The 17,441-nt window shown below is 71.4% G+C and carries 18 protein-coding genes; 9 read left to right on the top strand and 9 right to left on the bottom strand.

What is annotated here, in order from left to right; all coding sequences use genetic code 11:
• The first annotated feature begins 1 nt into the window (after position 1).
• Positions 2 to 1,114, top strand: a complete 1,113-nt coding sequence (gene dapC, locus MICNX66_RS05615; RefSeq protein ID WP_187663651.1) for a succinyldiaminopimelate transaminase — start codon at positions 2 to 4, stop codon at positions 1,112 to 1,114.
• Between the two features lie 190 nt (positions 1,115 to 1,304).
• The gene (locus MICNX66_RS05620; RefSeq protein WP_187663652.1) at positions 1,305 to 2,594 is read left to right on the top strand and encodes a citrate synthase; all 1,290 of its coding nucleotides are present in this window, start codon (positions 1,305 to 1,307) and stop codon (positions 2,592 to 2,594) included.
• Between the two features lie 79 nt (positions 2,595 to 2,673).
• Here MICNX66_RS05620 and MICNX66_RS05625 read toward each other — a convergent pair whose 3' ends face one another.
• Together MICNX66_RS05625 and dapD are read right to left on the bottom strand one after the other, a co-directional pair.
• The gene (locus MICNX66_RS05625; protein WP_311198660.1) at positions 2,674 to 4,044 is read right to left on the bottom strand and encodes a DEAD/DEAH box helicase; all 1,371 of its coding nucleotides are present in this window, start codon (positions 4,042 to 4,044) and stop codon (positions 2,674 to 2,676) included.
• A gap of 237 nt (positions 4,045 to 4,281) precedes the next feature.
• Positions 4,282 to 5,235 carry a 2,3,4,5-tetrahydropyridine-2,6-dicarboxylate N-succinyltransferase gene (gene dapD / locus MICNX66_RS05630; RefSeq protein ID WP_187663653.1) on the bottom strand — a complete coding sequence of 318 codons (954 nt, stop codon included), beginning with the start codon at positions 5,233 to 5,235 and terminating at the stop codon, positions 4,282 to 4,284.
• A 66-nt stretch (positions 5,236 to 5,301) separates the two neighbouring features.
• On the opposite strand from dapD, the gene dapE reads away from it, so the two are divergent.
• From dapE to MICNX66_RS05645, 3 genes are all read left to right on the top strand, one after another.
• On the top strand, positions 5,302 to 6,375 hold the full coding sequence (gene dapE, locus MICNX66_RS05635; protein WP_187663654.1) for a succinyl-diaminopimelate desuccinylase: 1,074 nt from the start codon (positions 5,302 to 5,304) through the stop codon (positions 6,373 to 6,375).
• A complete protein-coding gene (locus MICNX66_RS05640; protein ID WP_187663655.1) occupies positions 6,357 to 7,574 on the top strand; it encodes a hypothetical protein in 1,218 nt (405 codons plus the stop codon). The genes dapE and MICNX66_RS05640 overlap by 19 nt, the downstream gene beginning before the upstream one ends.
• A 92-nt stretch (positions 7,575 to 7,666) precedes the next feature.
• Positions 7,667 to 7,840 (top strand): DUF3117 domain-containing protein, encoded by a 174-nt coding sequence (locus MICNX66_RS05645; protein WP_071328210.1) that lies wholly within the window; start codon positions 7,667 to 7,669, stop codon positions 7,838 to 7,840.
• Positions 7,841 to 7,921: 81 nt separating this feature from the next.
• Here the strand turns inward: MICNX66_RS05645 and MICNX66_RS05650 are convergent, their stop codons facing one another.
• Complete coding sequence (locus MICNX66_RS05650) at positions 7,922 to 8,560, bottom strand: O-methyltransferase (RefSeq protein ID WP_187663656.1); 639 nt, start codon at positions 8,558 to 8,560, stop codon at positions 7,922 to 7,924.
• Positions 8,561 to 8,649: 89 nt separating this feature from the next.
• Between MICNX66_RS05650 and MICNX66_RS05655 the strand changes: the two genes are divergently transcribed.
• Positions 8,650 to 9,024 (top strand): twin-arginine translocase TatA/TatE family subunit, encoded by a 375-nt coding sequence (locus MICNX66_RS05655; protein WP_187663657.1) that lies wholly within the window; start codon positions 8,650 to 8,652, stop codon positions 9,022 to 9,024.
• 10 nt (positions 9,025 to 9,034) lie between these two features.
• On the opposite strand, the gene MICNX66_RS05660 is transcribed toward MICNX66_RS05655, so the two are convergent.
• From MICNX66_RS05660 to MICNX66_RS05675, 4 genes are read right to left on the bottom strand one after another with little or no spacing between them, the layout of a single operon-like run.
• On the bottom strand, positions 9,035 to 9,529 hold the full coding sequence (locus tag MICNX66_RS05660) for a YcxB family protein (protein ID WP_187663658.1): 495 nt from the start codon (positions 9,527 to 9,529) through the stop codon (positions 9,035 to 9,037).
• A gap of 22 nt (positions 9,530 to 9,551) precedes the next feature.
• Entirely contained in the window at positions 9,552 to 10,673 is a 1,122-nt protein-coding gene (locus MICNX66_RS05665) for an Mrp/NBP35 family ATP-binding protein (RefSeq protein ID WP_187663659.1), read from the bottom strand.
• Entirely contained in the window at positions 10,670 to 11,191 is a 522-nt protein-coding gene (locus tag MICNX66_RS05670) for a DUF1003 domain-containing protein (protein WP_187663660.1), read from the bottom strand. Before MICNX66_RS05670 ends, MICNX66_RS05665 begins: the two co-directional genes overlap by 4 nt.
• Positions 11,191 to 12,459, bottom strand: coding sequence for a magnesium transporter MgtE N-terminal domain-containing protein (locus MICNX66_RS05675; protein ID WP_187663661.1), 1,269 nt, complete (start codon positions 12,457 to 12,459; stop codon positions 11,191 to 11,193). Before MICNX66_RS05675 ends, MICNX66_RS05670 begins: the two co-directional genes overlap by 1 nt.
• Positions 12,460 to 12,546: 87 nt before the next feature.
• Between MICNX66_RS05675 and MICNX66_RS05680 the strand changes: the two genes are divergently transcribed.
• Both MICNX66_RS05680 and MICNX66_RS05685 read left to right on the top strand, forming a co-directional pair.
• Positions 12,547 to 13,275: a general stress protein gene (locus MICNX66_RS05680; protein WP_232089205.1), complete on the top strand. Its 729-nt coding sequence runs from the start codon at positions 12,547 to 12,549 to the stop codon at positions 13,273 to 13,275.
• On the top strand, positions 13,272 to 13,949 hold the full coding sequence (locus MICNX66_RS05685; RefSeq protein ID WP_232089206.1) for an alpha/beta hydrolase family protein: 678 nt from the start codon (positions 13,272 to 13,274) through the stop codon (positions 13,947 to 13,949). The genes MICNX66_RS05680 and MICNX66_RS05685 overlap by 4 nt, the downstream gene beginning before the upstream one ends.
• 29 nt (positions 13,950 to 13,978) lie before the next feature.
• Here MICNX66_RS05685 and MICNX66_RS05690 read toward each other — a convergent pair whose 3' ends face one another.
• Both MICNX66_RS05690 and MICNX66_RS05695 read right to left on the bottom strand, forming a co-directional pair.
• The gene (locus MICNX66_RS05690) at positions 13,979 to 15,400 is read right to left on the bottom strand and encodes an aminopeptidase P family protein (RefSeq protein WP_187663662.1); all 1,422 of its coding nucleotides are present in this window, start codon (positions 15,398 to 15,400) and stop codon (positions 13,979 to 13,981) included.
• 36 nt (positions 15,401 to 15,436) lie between these two features.
• On the bottom strand, positions 15,437 to 16,459 hold the full coding sequence (locus MICNX66_RS05695; protein ID WP_187663663.1) for an endonuclease/exonuclease/phosphatase family protein: 1,023 nt from the start codon (positions 16,457 to 16,459) through the stop codon (positions 15,437 to 15,439).
• Between the two features lie 115 nt (positions 16,460 to 16,574).
• Here MICNX66_RS05695 and MICNX66_RS05700 point away from each other — a divergent pair, with 115 nt between their 5' ends.
• Positions 16,575 to 17,438: a PHP domain-containing protein gene (locus MICNX66_RS05700; RefSeq protein WP_187663664.1), complete on the top strand. Its 864-nt coding sequence runs from the start codon at positions 16,575 to 16,577 to the stop codon at positions 17,436 to 17,438.
• Positions 17,439 to 17,441: the final 3 nt, after the last annotated feature.

A 17,441-nucleotide genomic window follows, 5' to 3' on the forward strand; every position in this document is an offset into this window, starting at 1 on the left:
CGTGAGCGTCCGCGACCTCGCCGACTACCCCTGGGACGCCGTGGTCCCCTACCGCGAGCGCGCCGCCCGGTACCCGGACGGTCTCGTCGACCTCTCCGTCGGCTCGCCGGTCGATCCCACGCCGGAGGTCATCCGTCAGGCCCTCGCCGAGGCGACTGACGCCCATGCCTATCCGCAGACCGTCGGCACCCCCGCGCTCCGGGAGGCGATCGTCGACTGGTACGCCCGCCGCCGCGATGTCCCGGACCTCCGAGTCGACAACGTGCTGCCGACGATCGGCTCCAAGGAGCTCGTCGCGCTCCTGCCCACGCTGCTGGGGCTCGGTGCCGGAGACATCGTCGTGCATCCCCGCGTCGCCTACCCGACGTACGAGGTCGGCGCGCGGGTGGCGGGGGCGACGCCCCTGGCGGCCGACGACCCGGCGGAGTGGCCGGAGGGCGCGAAGCTCATCTGGATCAACACCCCCGGCAACCCGGACGGCCGCACGTGGACCGTCGACGAGCTCGCCGTGGCCGTGCAGCGGGCTCGGGAGCTGGGCGCCGTGCTGGCGAGCGACGAGTGCTACGCCGAACTGGGATGGGACGGCCCCTGGGCGGACGAGCCCATCCCGTCCGTGCTCGACCCCCGGGTGACCGGCGGCACACGGGCGAACCTCCTCAGCGTCTATTCGTTGAGCAAGCAGTCCAACCTCGCGGGATACCGCGCGGCCTTCGTCGCCGGATGCGCCCGCGTGGTCGGCGAGCTCCTCACCGCGCGCAAGCATCTCGGCCTCATGCCGCCTGCGCCCGTCCAGCAGGCGATGGTGGTCGCCCTCGGTGACGAGGCGCACGTCGTGGCGCAGAAGGAGCTCTACCGTGAGCGGCGCGCCCTGCTGCTCCCCGCCGTCGAGGCGGCCGGCTTCCGCATCGACGGGTCGCAGGCCGGGCTCTATCTCTGGGCGACGGAGGGACGCGACGCCTGGGAGTCGATGGCGCGTCTCGCCGACCTCGGGATCCTCGCCGGACCAGGGCACTTCTACGGAGCGTCGTCCCCCGAGCATGTGCGGCTGTCGCTGACGGCGCCAACGGACCTCGTCGCCGAGGCGGCTCGGCGTCTGCGCGGAGCGGATCTGTAGGAACCCTCCCTGCTGTGCCGATCCCTTTGGCGGTTGTCACAGTAGGCCTGTGTGACGACTAGGCTGTAAAGGCGATTCGGTCGGCACCCGGCCAGGCGCTCAGCGCCCGAGAGATCGCCAGTTCCGGCTTGATCAAGAACTTGCTGACGCCCGCGACGCCGGGGCGATCAGACAGAAGGAGGAGGTCCGCGTGAGCGCTGCGGCAGACCAGACGGCGAAGCTGACGATCGGCGACACCACCGCCGAATTCCCCCTGGTCCGCGGCACCGCGGGCCACGACAGCATCGACTTCTCGACGCTGACCCGTCAGACCGGCCTCACGGGGCTCGACTACGGCTTCGTCAACACGGCCTCCACCAAGTCGGACATCACGTTCATCGACGGTGACAAGGGCATCCTGCGGTACCGCGGCTATCCGATCGAGCAGCTCGCCGGCAGCACCAGCTACCTCGAGGTCGCCTGGCTGCTCATCTACGGAGAGCTGCCGTCCGCCACGGAGCTGGCCGAGTTCGACGAGAAGATCCGTCGCCACACACTGCTGCACGAAGACCTCAAGCGCTTCTTCTCCGCGCTGCCGCACACCGCGCACCCCATGTCGGTGCTGTCGTCCGCCGTCGCCGCTCTGTCGACGTACTACGAGGGCCAGACCGACCCGCACGACCCCGAGCACGTCGAGCTGAACACCATCCGCATGCTCGCCAAGCTCCCGGTGATCGCCGCCTACGCGCACAAGAAGAGCGTCGGCCAGGCGTTCCTCTACCCGGACAACTCGCTCGGCTTCGTGGAGAACTTCCTGAAGCTGAACTTCGGCGTGAACTCCGAGCCGTACGAGATCAACCCGACCATGGTGAAGGCCCTCGAACTGCTGCTCATCCTGCACGAGGACCACGAGCAGAACGCCTCGACCTCCACCGTCCGTCTCGTCGGCTCGACCGGTGCCAACCAGTTCGCCTCCGTCTCGGCCGGCATCCAGGCCCTGTCCGGACCCCTGCACGGCGGTGCGAACGAGGCCGTCCTCACCATGCTCGGGCAGATCCGCGACTCGGGTCAGAGTGTCTCCCGGTTCGTCGAGCGGGTGAAGAACAAGGAAGAGGGCGTGAAGCTGATGGGCTTCGGGCACCGGGTCTACAAGAACTACGACCCGCGCGCCAAGCTCGTCAAGGAGGCCGCAGACGAGGTGCTGAGCTCGCTCGGCGTCACGGATCCGCTGCTGGACCTCGCGAAGGAGCTCGAGGAGATCGCCCTCGCCGACGACTACTTCCGTGAGCGGCGCCTGTATCCGAACGTCGACTTCTACACCGGCGTGATCTACAAGGCGATGGGATTCCCCACGCGCATGTTCACCGTCCTCTTTGCGATCGGCCGTCTTCCCGGCTGGCTCGCCCAGTGGCGCGAGCTGCAGCTCGACCCGCAGACCAAGATCGGCCGCCCGCAGCAGCTCTACACCGGGTCGCCGGAGCGCGCCTTCCCGACGCGCTGAGCGCTGCGCCGCAGACGCTGAAGGCCCCCTCGCACCGGAGTGCGAGGGGGCCTTCGCTGTTGTCAGGCACGAGCCGGGATCAGCGTCCCTGGGCTCCACGCGTGCCCTGACGGCCCTGGCCGCCCTGACGCTGCGAGCCCGACGCGCCGCCCTGGCCCGCGGCGCGGGGACGACGACGGCGGCGGGACGGCGGGGTGGTCGCGGTGCTTCTCTCGCCACCCGCCGGCCGCTGCTTCGCGGAGCGCTGCTGCTGCGGCTGCGGGGGCGCGGGCCGCACGTGCGGTGCCCGCTCCGGGACGAGCTCGGTGACGGCGTCGGTGGTGAGGTTCTCCAGCGGTGCCGTGATCGCGGCCTTGCGCAGCAGATCCTTCACGTCGCGGCGCTGCTCGGGCAGGACGACGGTGACGACGGTGCCGGCCGCGCCGGCCCGAGCCGTGCGTCCGGAACGGTGCAGGTACGCCTTGTGCTCGACGGGCGGGTCGACATGGACGACGAGGTCGACGTTGTCGACGTGCACACCGCGGGCCGCGACGTCGGTCGCGACGAGGACGCGGACGCCGCCGTCCTCAGGAGCGGCGGAGAAGGCGCCGAGGTTGCGCTCGCGCGCGTTCTGGGACAGGTTGCCGTGCAGGTCGACGGCCGGGATGCCGGCGGCGGTGAGCTGCTTGGCGAGCTTCTTCGCCTGGTGCTTGGTGCGCGTGAAGAGGATGCGGCGGCCCGTGCCGGAGGCGAGGTCGCGCACCAGCACGGTCTTGTTCTCCGGGGAGTCGACGACGAGCACCCGGTGGGTCATCTCGCCGACGGGCACGCTCGCCTCGTCGACCTCGTGGCTGACGGCGTTCGTGAGGAACCGGCGGGCGAGGGTGTCGATGCCGCGGTCCAGCGTCGCGCTGAACAGCAGGCGCTGACCGTCGGCGGGGGTCGCCGAGAGGATGCGGGTGACGCCGGGGAGGAAGCCGAGGTCGGCCATGTGGTCGGCCTCGTCCAGCACGGTGACCTCGATCGCGCTGAGACGCACGATCTGCTGCTTCATGAGGTCTTCCAGACGGCCGGGGCAGGCGACGACGATGTCGACGCCGCCCTGCAGCGCCTGCTCCTGCGGACGCTGGCTGACACCGCCGAACACGGTGGTGACGCGCAGCCCGACGGCCTCGGCCAGGGGGGCGACGGTCGCGGCGATCTGGGTGGCCAGCTCGCGGGTGGGGGCGAGCACGAGGCCGCGCGGCAGGCCGGAGCGGCGCTTGTGGCCGGACGCAGCCAGGCGGGCGACGAGCGGAAGCGCGAAGGCGATGGTCTTGCCGCTGCCCGTGCGTCCGCGGCCGAGGAGGTCACGGCCGGCGAGCGAGTCGGGCAGGGTGTCGCGCTGGATGGCGAACGCCTCGGTCTTTCCGGAGGCGGCGAGAACGGTGGCGAGCTCGGCGGGAACGCCGAGATCGAGGAAGGAAGACATGCAGAGAACTCCGTCAGCGCACGAGAACGGCGCGGGATAGTGGGGTGAGGTGGGCGAAGACGCAGCGAGTGCGCGTCCGTTCGCCGTGCGAATGGCCAGTTCGGGCTGGAGAGGGGAGCGCGGGCGCTCGCTTCGGTCCTCGGAGACCCCTAGACGACGACGATGCTGACCGGCCGGCGGCGCGGGCAACGACCCCAGTCTACCAGCGGCGACCGGTCGAAGGCTGCAGGTGCGCTGTCAGGCGTGGAGCGCTTCGTTGAGCGTCACGCCGACACCGGCCCGGCGGACGGCCTCGACGGCGCCCGTGAGGGAGTTGCGACGGAAGAGCAGGCCGTCCTCACCCGAGAGATCGGCGCCCTTGACGGTCTTCCGTCCGCCGTCGGCGGTCGCGGGGCCGTCGGCGAGGACGATCTTCGTGCCGGCGGTGACGTAGAGCCCGGCCTCCACGACGCAGTCGTCGCCGAGGGAGATGCCGATGCCGGCGTTCGCGCCGAGCAGCGTGCGGGCGCCGATCGACACACGGTGCGACCCGCCACCGGAGAGCGTGCCCATGATCGAGGCCCCGCCGCCGATGTCGCTGCCGTCGCCGACCACCACGCCCTGCGAGATACGACCCTCGACCATCGAGGCGCCGAGGGTTCCGGCGTTGAAGTTCACGAAGCCCTCGTGCATGACGGTGGTGCCCGGGGAGAGGTGGGCGCCCAGCCGCACGCGCGAGGCGTCGGCGATGCGCACCCCGGCGGGCTGCACGTAGTCGGTGAGGCGGGGGAACTTGTCCAGACCCTGAATCTGGATCCCGGCGCGCTGGAGCTGCGGGCGCAGGCGCGCCGCATCGGCGGGGAGCAGGGGGCCGGCATTGGTCCAGGCGACGTTCGGCAGATGACCGAAGATGCCGTCCAGGTTGAGGGCGTTCGGCCGCACGAGCAGGTGCGACAGGGCGTGCAGGCGCAGATAGGCGTCCGCCGTGGAGGCCGGAGCCGCGTCCAGATCGATCGTGAGCTCGACGACCGCGATGGTCACGTCACGCCGCTCGTCCTGGCCCGTCTGCGCGTCGAGCGCGGTGCGGGCGGTGGCGACCTCGTCCGCGGACGGCGCGGACGAGCGGACCTCCGGGTACCACGCGTCGAGGACCGTGCCGTCGCTCGCGGTGGTCGTCAGGCCCAGTCCCCAGACAGATCGTGCGTCGCTCATGCCTCCACGGTATCGCGCCGACGACGGTGTCCCGTCCCGCATGACGGGCATCAGTAGGCTGGGGGCATGGTGCTCGATCTGACCGCGTCCTCCGCCGACATCACCCGCGCGATCTGCGATGTCCCGAGCGTCTCCGGCGATGAGAAGACCCTGGCCGACCTGATCGAGGAGGCCGTGTCCGGTCTGCCGCACCTGGAGGTCATCCGCCACGGCAACACGGTGGTCGCCCGCACGGATCTCGGCCGAGCGCAGCGCGTGGCGATCGCCGGGCACATCGACACCGTGCCCCTCAACGACAACCTGCCCACGCGCGACGTCGAGATCGACGGCGTGCCGCATCTGTGGGGAAGGGGCACCGTCGACATGAAAGCCGGGGTCGCGGTGCAGCTCAAGCTCGCCGCCGAGCTCACCGACCCCGCGATCGACGTGACCTGGATGTGGTACGACAACGAGGAGGTCGCGGCCTCCCTGAACGGCCTCGGGCTTCTCGCCGCGGCACGGCCCGACCTGTTCCAGGCCGACTTCGCCATCCTCGGGGAGCCGTCGAACGGACAGGTCGAGGGTGGGTGCAACGGCACGCTGCGGGCGATCGTGCGGACCACGGGCGTCCGCGCGCACAGTGCCAGGGCCTGGATCGGCGAGAACGCGATCCATCGCGCGGCCCCCATCCTCACTCGGCTGTCCGAGTACCGGGCGCGCGAGGTGATGGTCGAGGGACTGCTCTACCGGGAGGGGCTCAGCGCGGTCCGCATCGCAGGCGGGGTCGCGGGCAACGTCATCCCGGACGCCTGCGAGGTCGAGGTCAACTACCGCTTCGCGCCGAACAAGTCCGCGGCCGACGCCGAGGCCCACGTCCGGGCGGTCCTCGCCGGATTCGACGTCGAGATCACGGATGCCGCCGAGGGCGCGCGCCCCGGTCTGGACGCCGACATCGCGCGCCGCTTCGTCGCGGCCGTCGGCGCGGAGCCGCAGCCGAAGTACGGGTGGACCGACGTGGCCCGCTTCTCGGCCCTCGGCATCCCGGCCGTGAACTACGGACCCGGCGACCCGCATCTCGCCCATCACGACGAGGAGCGCGTGCCGCTCGCCCAGATCGACGCCGTCGAGCGGGGTCTGCGCGCATGGCTCACGTCGCACTGACGCTCACGCGGCGCTGGGCGCGGATGCCGCTCGCCCTGCGCATCGGCATCGTCTACGTCCTCGCACGGGTCGTGACGACCGGATTCCTCATCGCCGCGGCCTCCCTGTCCACGGTGTTCTCCCGCTTCGGCGACGACGCGGGACTCATCGACTTCGTCCTCGGATGGGATGCGCAGTGGTACTGGCAGGTGGCCGTGCACGGCTATCCCTCGGACCTCCCGCTGACGGACGACGGGCAGGTGGCCGAGAACGCCTGGGCGTTCATGCCGGTGTTCGCGTACGCCGCGAAGGCGTTGGGCTTCGTGCTCGGTTCCTGGGCGGCCGGCGCCCTCGTGCTCTCGCTCGGTGCCGGCTACCTGGCCTGTCTCGCCCTGCATCGGCTGCTCCGCGACCGCGTCGGGAACGCGGCCGCGTTGTGGGCCGTCGTCTTCTTCGCATCCGGTCCGCTCGCCGCCCTGTTCCAGGTCGGATACGCCGAGACGCCCTTCCTGCTGCTGCTGTTCCTCGCCCTGGACGCGACGATCCGGCGGAACTACGCCTGGCTGTACGTGCTGATCCCCGTTCTGGGGTTCACCCGTCCCGGCGTGCTCGCCTTCGCGCTGTACCTCGGCCTGCACGGGATCCTTCGCTGGAGGCACCGCCGCACCGATCCGCTGGGCGCCAGGGAAGTGGTGCACATCGTGGCACTCGGCGCGCTGGCGACGGCCACCGGATTCGCCTGGCAGCTGATCGCGGGCGTCGTGACCGGAGACCCCGGCGCCTACCTCGCCACGGAGCTCGCGTGGCGACGGCACTGGATCGTCGGCGGCGTCGAGGGCTTCGTGCCCTTCGAGGGATGGGTGCAGGCGTCGCACTTCTGGTTCGAGCTGTGGGGTCTGCCGCCGGGATGGGGACCCGTCGCCCTCGTCGTCCTCGTGCTCGCCGCGGCCGCCGCGCTGCTGCTGTCCCCGCAGGTGCGCGCGCTCGGCCCGGATCTGCGTCTCTGGAGCGCGAGCTACCTGCTCTATCTGCTCGCGGTGTTCTTCCCCCAGTCGAGCACCTTCCGCCTCTTGCTGCCGCTCAGCCCGGCGTGGGGAGCGGTCGCGGTACCGCGCTCCCGTGCCTGGCGGCTCGGCGTGCTCGCGCTGTGCCTGCTGGGTCAGTGGGTCTGGATCTGTCACGTGTATGCCCTCGGCAGTACGTTCTGGCAGGTGCCCTGACGACGCGGCGACGCGGATTGTGTCCGGTGACGTCCACGGCGCGGCCGCACCCGATAAACTCGTCCCATACCACCGGAGGAAAGGGAGCCACGATGGCAGCGATGAAGCCGAGGACCGGAGACGGACCCATGGAGGCCGTGAAAGAGGGACGACTCATCATCGTGCGTGTTCCGCTCGAAGGAGGAGGCCGCCTGGTCGTCTCCGTGAACGACGCCGAGGCCAAGGAGCTTCACGACGTGCTCGGTGCCGTCGTGGCCCCGGCCTGATCGAATCTGGTCCGCTGCGGCGGAACCGAGAGGGCGATGGATCCGCGGATCCCTCGCCCTCTTCGCGTGAGCGGCGTCCGATCAGGCGCGGTCGTCGAGGCGGATCAGCTGCAGCAGACCCTCGCCCGCGGGGGAGACGGTCGCCAGCACCGCCGACGACTCCTGGGTCTCCTGCACGAGCGACCGGTAGGCGGATGTGATGTCGTCGCGCTGGACGGGGTCGGCCACGCGGCCCCCGGCGAGGATGCGGGGCACGAGGACCAGGCCGCCCGTGCGGGCGAGGCGGAGGCCGTGCGAGACGTACTCGATGACGTTCTCGGGGTCGGCGTCCACGAGGACGATGTCGTACGACGCCTCGTTCATCCGGGGGAGCACGTCGATCGCGCGACCGGCGATGAACCGGGCACGAGTGGCGGGCACCTTCGCGTCCGCGAACGCCTGGCGGGCGGCGGCGAGGTGCTCGGGCTCGTTGTCGATCGAGGTCAGCACCGCGGTCGGCGCGCCGCGCAGCAGCCAGAGTCCGGAGACGCCGGCGCCGGTGCCGATCTCGACGATGGAGCGGGCGGTGCCTGCGGCGGCGAGCACGGCGATCTGCGAGCCGACGACCGCGCTGATCGGGGCGGCCCCCAGCTCGACGGCGTGGGCGCGAGCGCGGGCGATGGTCTCCGGCTCGACGATGGACTCCCGAAGGAAGCGCGCGTTGGCGTCGTGCTCGCTCATGACCTGCCTCTCCTGCGTGCATGGCTGATGTCTCCAGGGTATTCGCTCACCGCGCGCAGAGCCTGCAGGCGCGGCGGTAGCCTGGTCACATGACGTTCGGCCTCACCTTCGAGAAGCTGCTGCTCATCGGCCTGATCGCCGTGCTGATCATCGGCCCCGAGCGTCTGCCGCGTGCCGCGGAGGGCTTCGCGCGCATCGTGCGCAAGGCCGGTGAATACCTCCGCGACACGAAGTCCCGCGTGCGCGAGGAGATGGGTCCGGAGCTCGACGACGTGGACTGGCGCAAGCTCGACCCGCGGCAGTACGACCCTCGGCGCATCATCCGCGACGCGCTCCTGGAGGAGCCGGAGCCCGCGACCCCCGCGCAGGCCACGGCGACGATCGCGGAGCCGGTGGCCCCGCGCACCGCGCCGCCGACCTTCAGCGCGGAGAACCATCCGCCGTTCGACACCGAGGCGACCTGAGCCGCCCGGGTCACGAGATCCGCGTCCGCAGCGTCGCCAACTCTTCGTCGCTGAAGAGGGAACGCGGAATGGCGGTGGCGACGGAGGCATCGCGGACTTTGAAGATCACCGCGTCCCGGCCGACGCGCAGGCTCTGGAACGTGCGGTAGGGGATCTCGGAACGGCGGCGATCGCTGCCCAGCTGCAGACGATCCTCGTCGAGCGCGACCCACACCACGCTCTCCACCGGCATTGCGGCGCGCACGGCCCGACGGGCGCTCGAGGTGGTGAGGATCACCGCATACGCTCCCAGAGCGATGGTCACCGCGGGCATCCAGGCGACGAGCGCGCTCACCTCCTCTCCGGCGGCGAGACGGTCGTTGAGGGTGAGGACGGAGAGCACGAGGCCCGCCGCCAGCGCGACCCACATCACGATCGCGACAGGCCTGGTCAGCGCGTAGACGGCCGCGTCTCTGGCCATCCTCCGCAGAAGCCCTTCATCCACGGTCACGGAGCGATGCGGCATCCGTCCATCCTCCCACGCGCGCTCACCCGATCGACATGGGCAGCGTTCGGCCGGCCAGGCCTCGCCCTCGACGCGCGAGCGCCTCCGCCAGCGCGCGAATCGCCCCCGCGGCGGCATCGTCCGGCGCGGAGGTGACGACCGGAACGCCCTCGTCCCCGCCCTGGCGGAGGGCCGGGCTGAGCGGGATGGAGGCCAGCAGCGGCACCGCAGCGTCGGGCACGGACAGGGCCTCCGCGACAGATGCGCCACCGCCGGCCCCGAAGAGATCGACGACGGTGCCGTCGGGGAGCGTGTATGCGGCCATGTTCTCGACCACGCCGATCACGCGCTGTCCGGTCTGGCGTGCCACGAGCCCGCTGCGGATGGCCACGTCGGAGGCCGCCGCCTGGGGTGTGGTGACCACGAGCACCTCGGCGTGGGGGAGGAGCTGCCCGATCGAGATGGCGATGTCCCCGGTGCCAGGGGGCATGTCGATGAGCAGGACGTCGAGGTCGCCGAAGAAGACGTCGGTGAGGAACTGCGAGACCGTGCGGTGCAGCATCGGTCCGCGCCAGGCCACCACGGACTCCCCGTCGCGCAGGAACATCCCGATCGAGATGGTCTTCACCCCGTGGGCCACCGGTGGCAGCATGAGGTCGTCGATGCGCGTCGGCTGCGTGCCGGAGGGGATCCCGAGCAGTCCGGGGATCGAGAAGCCGTGCACGTCCGCATCCACCAGGCCGACGGCGAGGCCCTGGTCGGCGAGGGCGACCGCGAGGTTCGCGGTGACCGTCGACTTGCCGACGCCGCCCTTCCCGCTGGAGACGAGGATCACGCGGGTGAGCGAGTCGGGCCCGAACGGCATGTGCCGCGCCGGGCGGCCGGCGCGGAGCCGTTCGGTGAGGGCCTTGCGCTCGGCAGGCGTCATCACGCCCACCTCGACCGCGACGTCCGTGATGCCGGGGACCGCGGCGGCGGCGCCGCGCACGTCGCGCTCGATGCGGTCGGCGGCGGGGCATCCGACGATCGTCAGCACGATGCCCACATGCGCCACCCCGTCCTCGACCGAGATGTCGCGCACCATGTCGAGGTCGCCGATCGGTCGCCGCAGCTCCGGGTCGGTCACCGCCGCCACTGCGGCTCTGACGTTCTCGGCCGCGGTCATGAGGCGGCGCCGCCCGCGGACTTCTCCTCGGTGTCGCCCAGCTCTGCCAGCAGGGCACGGAGCTCCTGCCGCAGCACGTCGCGGGTGACCACCTGCGCGTTGCGCTCCTCCAGCGACATCCGCAGTGCGACGATCTCACGGGCCAGGTACTCGGTGTCCGCGAGGTTCCGCTCGGCGCGCTGCCGGTCCTGCTCGATCTGCACGCGGTCGCGGTCGTCCTGGCGGTTCTGCGCGAGGAGGATGAGCGGCGCGGCGTACGACGCCTGCAGCGACAGCATGAGGGTGAGCGCGGTGAAGCCGAGCGCGGCGTCGTCGAAGCGGACCTCGCGCGGCATCAGCGTGTTCCAGCCGATCCAGAGGATGCAGAAGAGACTGAGGATGACGAGGAATGCGGGAGTTCCCATCGCGCGGGCGACCCACTCCGTGAAGCGGCCGAAGCGGTCGCGCGAGGTGGAACGGGGGCGGGTGCTCGTCCGTCCTGGCGCGTCGAGGCGGGCGGCCCGCTCCTTGCGCGCCATCAGTGCGTCTCCGTCACGGGCGGCGCCACGTCGTCGCTGTCGTGGGTGCGCCAGTCGTCCGGCAGCAGGTAGTCGAGGACGTCGTCGATGCTGATCGCGCCGACGAGGCGGTGCGCGGCGTCGATGACCGGCAGCGAGACGAGGTCGTAGCTGGCGAGCATGCGGGCGACCTCGGCCGCGGAGGCGGTGACCGGCACCGGCTCGAGGCTGTCGTCGAGGATGGCGCCGAGACGCTCGTGCGGCGGGTAGCGCAGCATCCGCTGGAAGTGCACGAGCCCGAGCAGGCGGCCGGTGGGGGTCTCGAACGGCGGGAGCGTGACGAACACGGCCGCGGCGAGGGCCGGATGCAGCTCGTGACGGCGGATGAGCGCCAGCGCCTCGGCGACCGTGGCGTCGGCGGAGAGGATGATCGGCTCCGGGGTCATCAGACCGCCCGCCGTGTCCGGGCCGTAGCGCAGGAGCATCCGCACGTCCTCCGCCCTCCCCGGCTCCATCCGCTGGAGCAGCTCCTCCAGCTGGGTGGGTGGGAGCTGGGCCAGCAGGTCGGCGGCGTCGTCCGGCTCCATCTGGTCGAGGATGTCGGCCGCGCGCTCCTCGCCGAGGCGGTCGAGGATGTGCACTTGCTCGTCCTCGGGCATCTCCTCGAGGGCGTCGGCGAGGCGGTCGTCGGAGAGCTCCTCCGCCACCTCGATCATCCGTTGCTGCGGGAGGTCGAGGAGCGTGTTGGCGAGGTCGGCGGCGTGCAGCTCGGAGTAGGAGGCGACGAGCTGCTCGGCGGACTGGGACTCGCCCGGCGCCTGTTCCTCGGTCACCTCGCTCCAGGCGGCGAACGTCGTCGGGCCCTTGGCGAACGGCGACGCGCCGGTCTTCGGGCGACGCAGGAAGAGCTGGCTGATCGCCCACTCGCCGAGGCGGTTGGGTTCGATCGCCACGTCCTCGATCACGGCCGTGCCGCTGCCGTCGGTGAGGCTCACCCGTCGGCCCAGCATCTCGGCGAGGACGCGCACCTCGCCGGCACGCGGGGAGAAGCGGCGGACGTTGATGAGACCGGTGGTGATGACCTGCCCGGACCGGATGGACGTCACCCGGCCGATCGAGAGGAACACGTGCCGGCGGCCGGGGATCTCCACGACCAGCCCGATGACACGCGGGGCCGCGGTACTTCGATACACGACGACGACATCCCGGACCTTGCCGAGGCGGTCGCCGACGGGATCGAAGACGGCGCACCCTGCCAGGCGCGCGGCGAAAACCCGTTGTGTGCTCACTCGACCAGCGTAGCCCGCGGCGTGCCGGGGCGGCGGCTGCGGCGGTCGCTCGGCCGGCCGCGGGGCACGACGTGGAAGAATAGCCGGATGAGCATGCTGAATCGCCCCGCGAGCGGCACGGACACCGGTGAGATCGTCGCCTCCATGCGCGACTACGAGAGCGCGCAGAAGGCGGTGTCGAAGCTGATCGCCGGAGAGGTCCCCGCGCGCGACATCGCGATCGTCGGGCAGAGCGTGCGGACGGTCGAGCGGGTGACCGGACGGCTCGGCTACGCCGCCGCGGCGCGCTCGGGAGCGATCAACGGGGTGCTCATCGGACTCTTCCTGTCGGCGATCCTCGTCCTCGGCAACCCCGAGGTGCCGATCCAGCTGTTCGTCGGCTTCGTCCTCATCGGCGTCGCGGTGGGCATGCTGCTCAGCCTCATCACCTACGCCATCGTGCGCCGCCGCCGGGACTTCGCGAGCGTGACGCAGTTCGCCGCGGATCACTACGAGGTGACCGTGCAGCCCGGCTCGCTGGCGAAGGCGCGGCAGGTCCTCGGCGCGCAGCGGGTCGCCCCCGTGCGTCCTCCGGTGAACCTGGACGAGCCGCCGAAGTACGGCGAGCGGATCCCGCAGGGCGCTCCGGCTCCCGCTCCTGAGCCTGCTCCCGAGCCCGCTCCCGCTCCCGCTCCCGACCCGGCACCGGCTCCCGCTCCCGAGCCTGCCCCCGCTCCGGAGCCGGCACCGTCTCCGGAGCCGGCACCGGCTCCCGAGCCGGGTCTTCCGCCGCGGCCGGCCGACCCGGAGACGGGCACCCCCGGGTCCGTGCGGTGACCACGGGGGCCACCGCCCTGCGCATCGAGGTCGCTCTGCCCGCCGGGGCGACCACGGTGTCCGCCGAGTGGACGCCGGGTACCCGTGATGACGTCGTACTGATCGCGCACGGGGCGGGGGCCGCGAAGGACCACCCGTTCCTCGTCGGGTTCGACCGCGCACTCGCGGCGCTCGGGTACTCGACTCTGCGCTTCAACTTCCCGTACATCGAGCAGGGGCGTCGCATGCCCGGTCCTGCCGCCCACGCGGTCGCGACCTGGGAGGCCGCGGTCGCCGAGGCCCGCGCGCGGGCGCCGCGATCCGCCGTGTGGGCCACCGGGAAGTCCTACGGCGGCCGCATGGCGTCCATGGCCGTCGCCGAGGGCCTTGCCGTGGACGGCCTCGTCTACCTCGGCTATCCGCTGCATCCGCCGGGCCGCCCGGATAAGCCCCGCATCGCCCACCTGCCATCGATCACCGTCCCGCAGCTCTTCGTGGAGGGCACCGCGGACCCGTTCATCCAGCCGATCGCCCAGCTCGACGAGGCCGTCGCCGGCTGTCAGGACGCGCGGGTGCACTGGGTCGAGGGCGGCGGGCACTCCTTCGAGGTGAAGGGGCGGAGGCGTCCGCCGGCGGAGGTCGCTGCGGACCTCGCACCGGTGGTCGACGCCTTCGTCACCGGGCAGCGGGACTGAGCGGGGCGGCCGCCCCGCTCAGTCCGTCGTCAGCCCCGCAGACGCGCCATCCACGCCTCGACCTCGTCGGCCGTGCGGGGGATGCCCGCGGAGAGATTGACCGGGCCGTCCTCGGTCATCAGGATGTCGTCCTCGATCCGGACGCCGATCCCGCGCAGCTCGGCGGGAACCGTGAGGTCGTCGATCTGGAAGTACAGTCCCGGCTCGATCGTGAAGACCATGCCGGGCGTAAGGATGCCGTCGTAGTACATCTCGCGGCGCGCCTGCGCGCAGTCGTGCACGTCGATGCCGAGATGGTGCGACGTGCCGTGCACCATGTAGCGACGGTGCTGGCCGCCCTTGTCCGCGTCCAGGGCTTCCTCCGCGGTGACGGGGAGGAGGCCCCACTCCGCGGTGCGCTCAGCGATCACGGCCATGGCCGCCCCGTGCACGTCGCGGAAGCGGACGCCGACCTTCGCCGCCGCGAGAGCCGCGTCCGCGGCCTCGCGCACCGTCTCGTAGACCCGGCGCTGCACCTCGGTGAACGTCCCGGACACCGGGAGCGTGCGGGTGATGTCGGCGGTATAGAGGCTGTCGGCCTCCACACCCGCATCGACGAGGATGAGGTCTCCTGGCACGACGGCGCCGTCGTTGCGCGTCCAGTGCAGGTAGCAGGCGTGCGGTCCGGACGCGGCGATCGTGTCATAGCCTTCGCCGTTGCCGTCCTCGCGGGCGCGGCGGTGGAAGACGCCCTCGACGACGCGCTCGCCACGGGCATGTGCCACCGCGGCGGGGAGCTCGCGGATGATGTCGTCGAAGCCCTGCGCCGTGATCTCCACGGCCCGGCGCATCTCGGCGATCTCGAAGTCGTCCTTGATGAGGCGCAGCTCCGAGACGACACGGGTGAGGGTCTCGTCCTCCTCGAGGACCAGCTCGCCCTCGACCGGGGCGAACTCGTGCAGGTGCGCCGTGGCCAGCTGCAGGTCGGCGGCGACACCGGCGAGCGACGGACGCGGCCCGATCCAGAATTCGCCGACCGTGGCGTCGGCGTAGAACTCCGTCGTGGTGCGGTCGGCGCGCTCGCGGAAGTAGAGCGTGACGTCATGCCCGTCGTCGGTCGGCTCGAAGACGAGCACCGAGTCCGGTTCGGCGTCGGACGCCCAGCCGGTGAGGTGCGCGAAGGCGGAGTGCGCACGGAAGACGTAGTCGGTGTCGTTGCTGCGCTGCTTGAGCGAACCGGCGGGGATCACGAGCCGCTTGCCGGGGAACGCGGCCGAGACGGCAGCGCGGCGGCGCTCGGCGTACGGAGCCTGGGCGCGCGGCGCGGGCAGCGTCTCCGGACGCTCGGCCCACCCGGTGGAGATGGTGTCGAGGAAGCCCTGCGGGAAGGGCTGCTTGCGATTGGTCGAGCTGTTCTCGACGGGGGTTTCGACGGTCTCGTCAGCGATCGTGTCGTTTTCTCCGGTGCTCATCCGTCCAGTCTCTCACCTGGAGGCCGCGCAGCGTGATCAGCCGGCCGGCTCGAGCTGCACGATGAGGGCGCGGTGGTCGCTCCCGCCGGCATCCTCGAGGACGGCAGAGCCGGTGGGGCGCCAATTGGCGGACGCCATCACGTGATCGATGGGGGCACCGGCGAGGGCGGGGAACGAGCTCGGCCAGGTGCCGGACATCCCGTTGCCGGTCCGGGAGGCGACGTCCCGGCAGTAGCCGATGTCGCCGCCGTCGACGCCGAGGGAGGCCATGTGATCCACGGTGGCGTTGAAGTCTCCGGCGAGGATGAAGTCACCCGCAGGGCACTGGTCGGCGATCCACTGCAGATCGCTCTGCCATTGCTGCATCTCCTCCATGCGCGGCGCGACGGCGTGCACGGCGACGATCGTGGGGCCGTCCCCGTCGATCGGCATGAGCACGGCGCTCGGCACGGATCCGGTGTTGTTGCTTCCGTCCTTGGAGGACTCGATCACGGAGTACTCGCCGAGCTCGGGCGCCACCAGGACCGTGGTCTGCCACGACTGCGGGCCGTCCTCCACGTCCGGGCGGAACTGCACGTGGTGCACCCACATCGGATGGCCCTGCTCGCGCAGCATGAGCGCGATCCGTTCGCCGACCTCTTCGGTGGTCTCCGGCAGCGCCACCACGTCGGCCTCCTGCTCGAGGATCTCCTGGGCGATCTGCTCGGCGGAGACGGCCTCACCCGCCGTGTTCCAGGTGAGCACCCGCAGACTCCTGTCCGTCCGCTCAGGCAGGGCCGCCACCCCGAAGCCGCGGGTCGCTCCGATCGCACCCGTCGCCGCAGCACCGAGGAGGGCGACGATCAGGACCGAGGCCGCGAACCCGCGCAGCGGTCGGGCGAGGAGGAGCAGCAGCGCCAGCACCGCGATGACCAGGAACCCGCCGAGCACGAGGCCGCGGGCGGCGACGAGCTGAGCGAACGGGTAGGTCTGCTCGAGGTGGAAGAACTGCGGCCACACCACGATCGCCGACGCGATCGCGAAGAGCACGGTGAGCAGGATCCCCAGGAGACGAAACATCCCCTCCAGCCTAGAAGCGCCGCCTGTGAAGTCCCTGCCTCGCATCGCCGGTCCGTCCACGCGATCCGGGTCCGGTTTCCGCGCCACGCGCGTCGACGCTCGGTACGCTCGGAGGATGCCCGTTCCACCCGCCGGTCCTGCCGACCTGCACCTGCACTCCAACCACTCCGACGGCACCGAGTCGCCCGCCGAGGTCATGAGGCAGGCGCATCGGCACGGCGTACGGACCGCTGCGCTCACGGACCACGACCGCACCACGGGCTGGACGGAGGCCGGCGACGCCGCCGTCGCGCTCGGCATGACCTTCCTCCCCGGGATGGAGCTGTCAGCCAAACACGAGTGGCGCAGCGTGCACGTGCTCGGCTATCTCTTCGATCCGGAGGATGCGGCGGTGCGGGCGGAGACCGACCGGATCCGGAACGACCGGATCGGACGAGCGGAGCGCATCGTCCGCAACATCGGCCGCGATTACGACCTGCACTGGGATGACGTCCTCGCCCAGACGACGCTCGACGCGACGGTCGGTCGGCCCCACATCGCGGACGCGCTGGTGGCGCGCGGCATCGTTCGGGATCGGGGCGAGGCCTTCGACGGCATCCTCCATCCGCGGGAGGGCTACTACGAGCCGCACTACGCCCCGGACCCGCTGACCGCCGTGAGGCTTCTCACCGAGGCGGGCGGCGTGGCGATCATCGCGCACCCTGTGACGGCGGGCCGTGATCGGATGATGCCGGTGCCGTACATCGAGCGTCTGATCGACGCGGGGCTGGCCGGATTCGAGGTGGACCACCGGGAGAACACCGCCGCCGGCAAGCGGCTGCTGCGCGAACTGGCAGCCCGGCACGACCTCATCGTCACCGGGTCCAGCGATTACCACGGCACCGGAAAACCGAACGTGCCGGGGGAGAACACCACCGCGGGGGACATGGTCGCCCGGATCATCGATCGCGCCTCCGGCTCCGGCCCGCGGCGTCCCTGACCC

It is taken from the genome of Microbacterium sp. Nx66 (assembly GCF_904066215.1).
In the GTDB taxonomy this organism is placed as follows: Bacteria; Actinomycetota; Actinomycetes; order Actinomycetales; family Microbacteriaceae; genus Microbacterium; species Microbacterium meiriae.

Coding starts and splice junctions, on each gene's coding strand:
- MICNX66_RS05625 (WP_311198660.1), bottom strand. CDS start 4,044: ATGTCTTCCTTCCTCGATCTCGGCGTTCCCGCCGAGCTCGCCACCGTT.
- dapD (WP_187663653.1), bottom strand. CDS start 5,235: ATGAGCGACGCACGATCTGTCTGGGGACTGGGCCTGACGACCACCGCG.
- dapE (WP_187663654.1), top strand. CDS start 5,302: ATGGTGCTCGATCTGACCGCGTCCTCCGCCGACATCACCCGCGCGATC.
- MICNX66_RS05640 (WP_187663655.1), top strand. CDS start 6,357: ATGGCTCACGTCGCACTGACGCTCACGCGGCGCTGGGCGCGGATGCCG.
- MICNX66_RS05645 (WP_071328210.1), top strand. CDS start 7,667: ATGGCAGCGATGAAGCCGAGGACCGGAGACGGACCCATGGAGGCCGTG.
- MICNX66_RS05650 (WP_187663656.1), bottom strand. CDS start 8,560: ATGAGCGAGCACGACGCCAACGCGCGCTTCCTTCGGGAGTCCATCGTC.
- MICNX66_RS05655 (WP_187663657.1), top strand. CDS start 8,650: ATGACGTTCGGCCTCACCTTCGAGAAGCTGCTGCTCATCGGCCTGATC.
- MICNX66_RS05660 (WP_187663658.1), bottom strand. CDS start 9,529: ATGCCGCATCGCTCCGTGACCGTGGATGAAGGGCTTCTGCGGAGGATG.
- MICNX66_RS05665 (WP_187663659.1), bottom strand. CDS start 10,673: ATGACCGCGGCCGAGAACGTCAGAGCCGCAGTGGCGGCGGTGACCGAC.
- MICNX66_RS05670 (WP_187663660.1), bottom strand. CDS start 11,191: ATGGCGCGCAAGGAGCGGGCCGCCCGCCTCGACGCGCCAGGACGGACG.
- MICNX66_RS05680 (WP_232089205.1), top strand. CDS start 12,547: ATGAGCATGCTGAATCGCCCCGCGAGCGGCACGGACACCGGTGAGATC.
- MICNX66_RS05690 (WP_187663662.1), bottom strand. CDS start 15,400: ATGAGCACCGGAGAAAACGACACGATCGCTGACGAGACCGTCGAAACC.
- MICNX66_RS05695 (WP_187663663.1), bottom strand. CDS start 16,459: ATGTTTCGTCTCCTGGGGATCCTGCTCACCGTGCTCTTCGCGATCGCG.
- MICNX66_RS05700 (WP_187663664.1), top strand. CDS start 16,575: ATGCCCGTTCCACCCGCCGGTCCTGCCGACCTGCACCTGCACTCCAAC.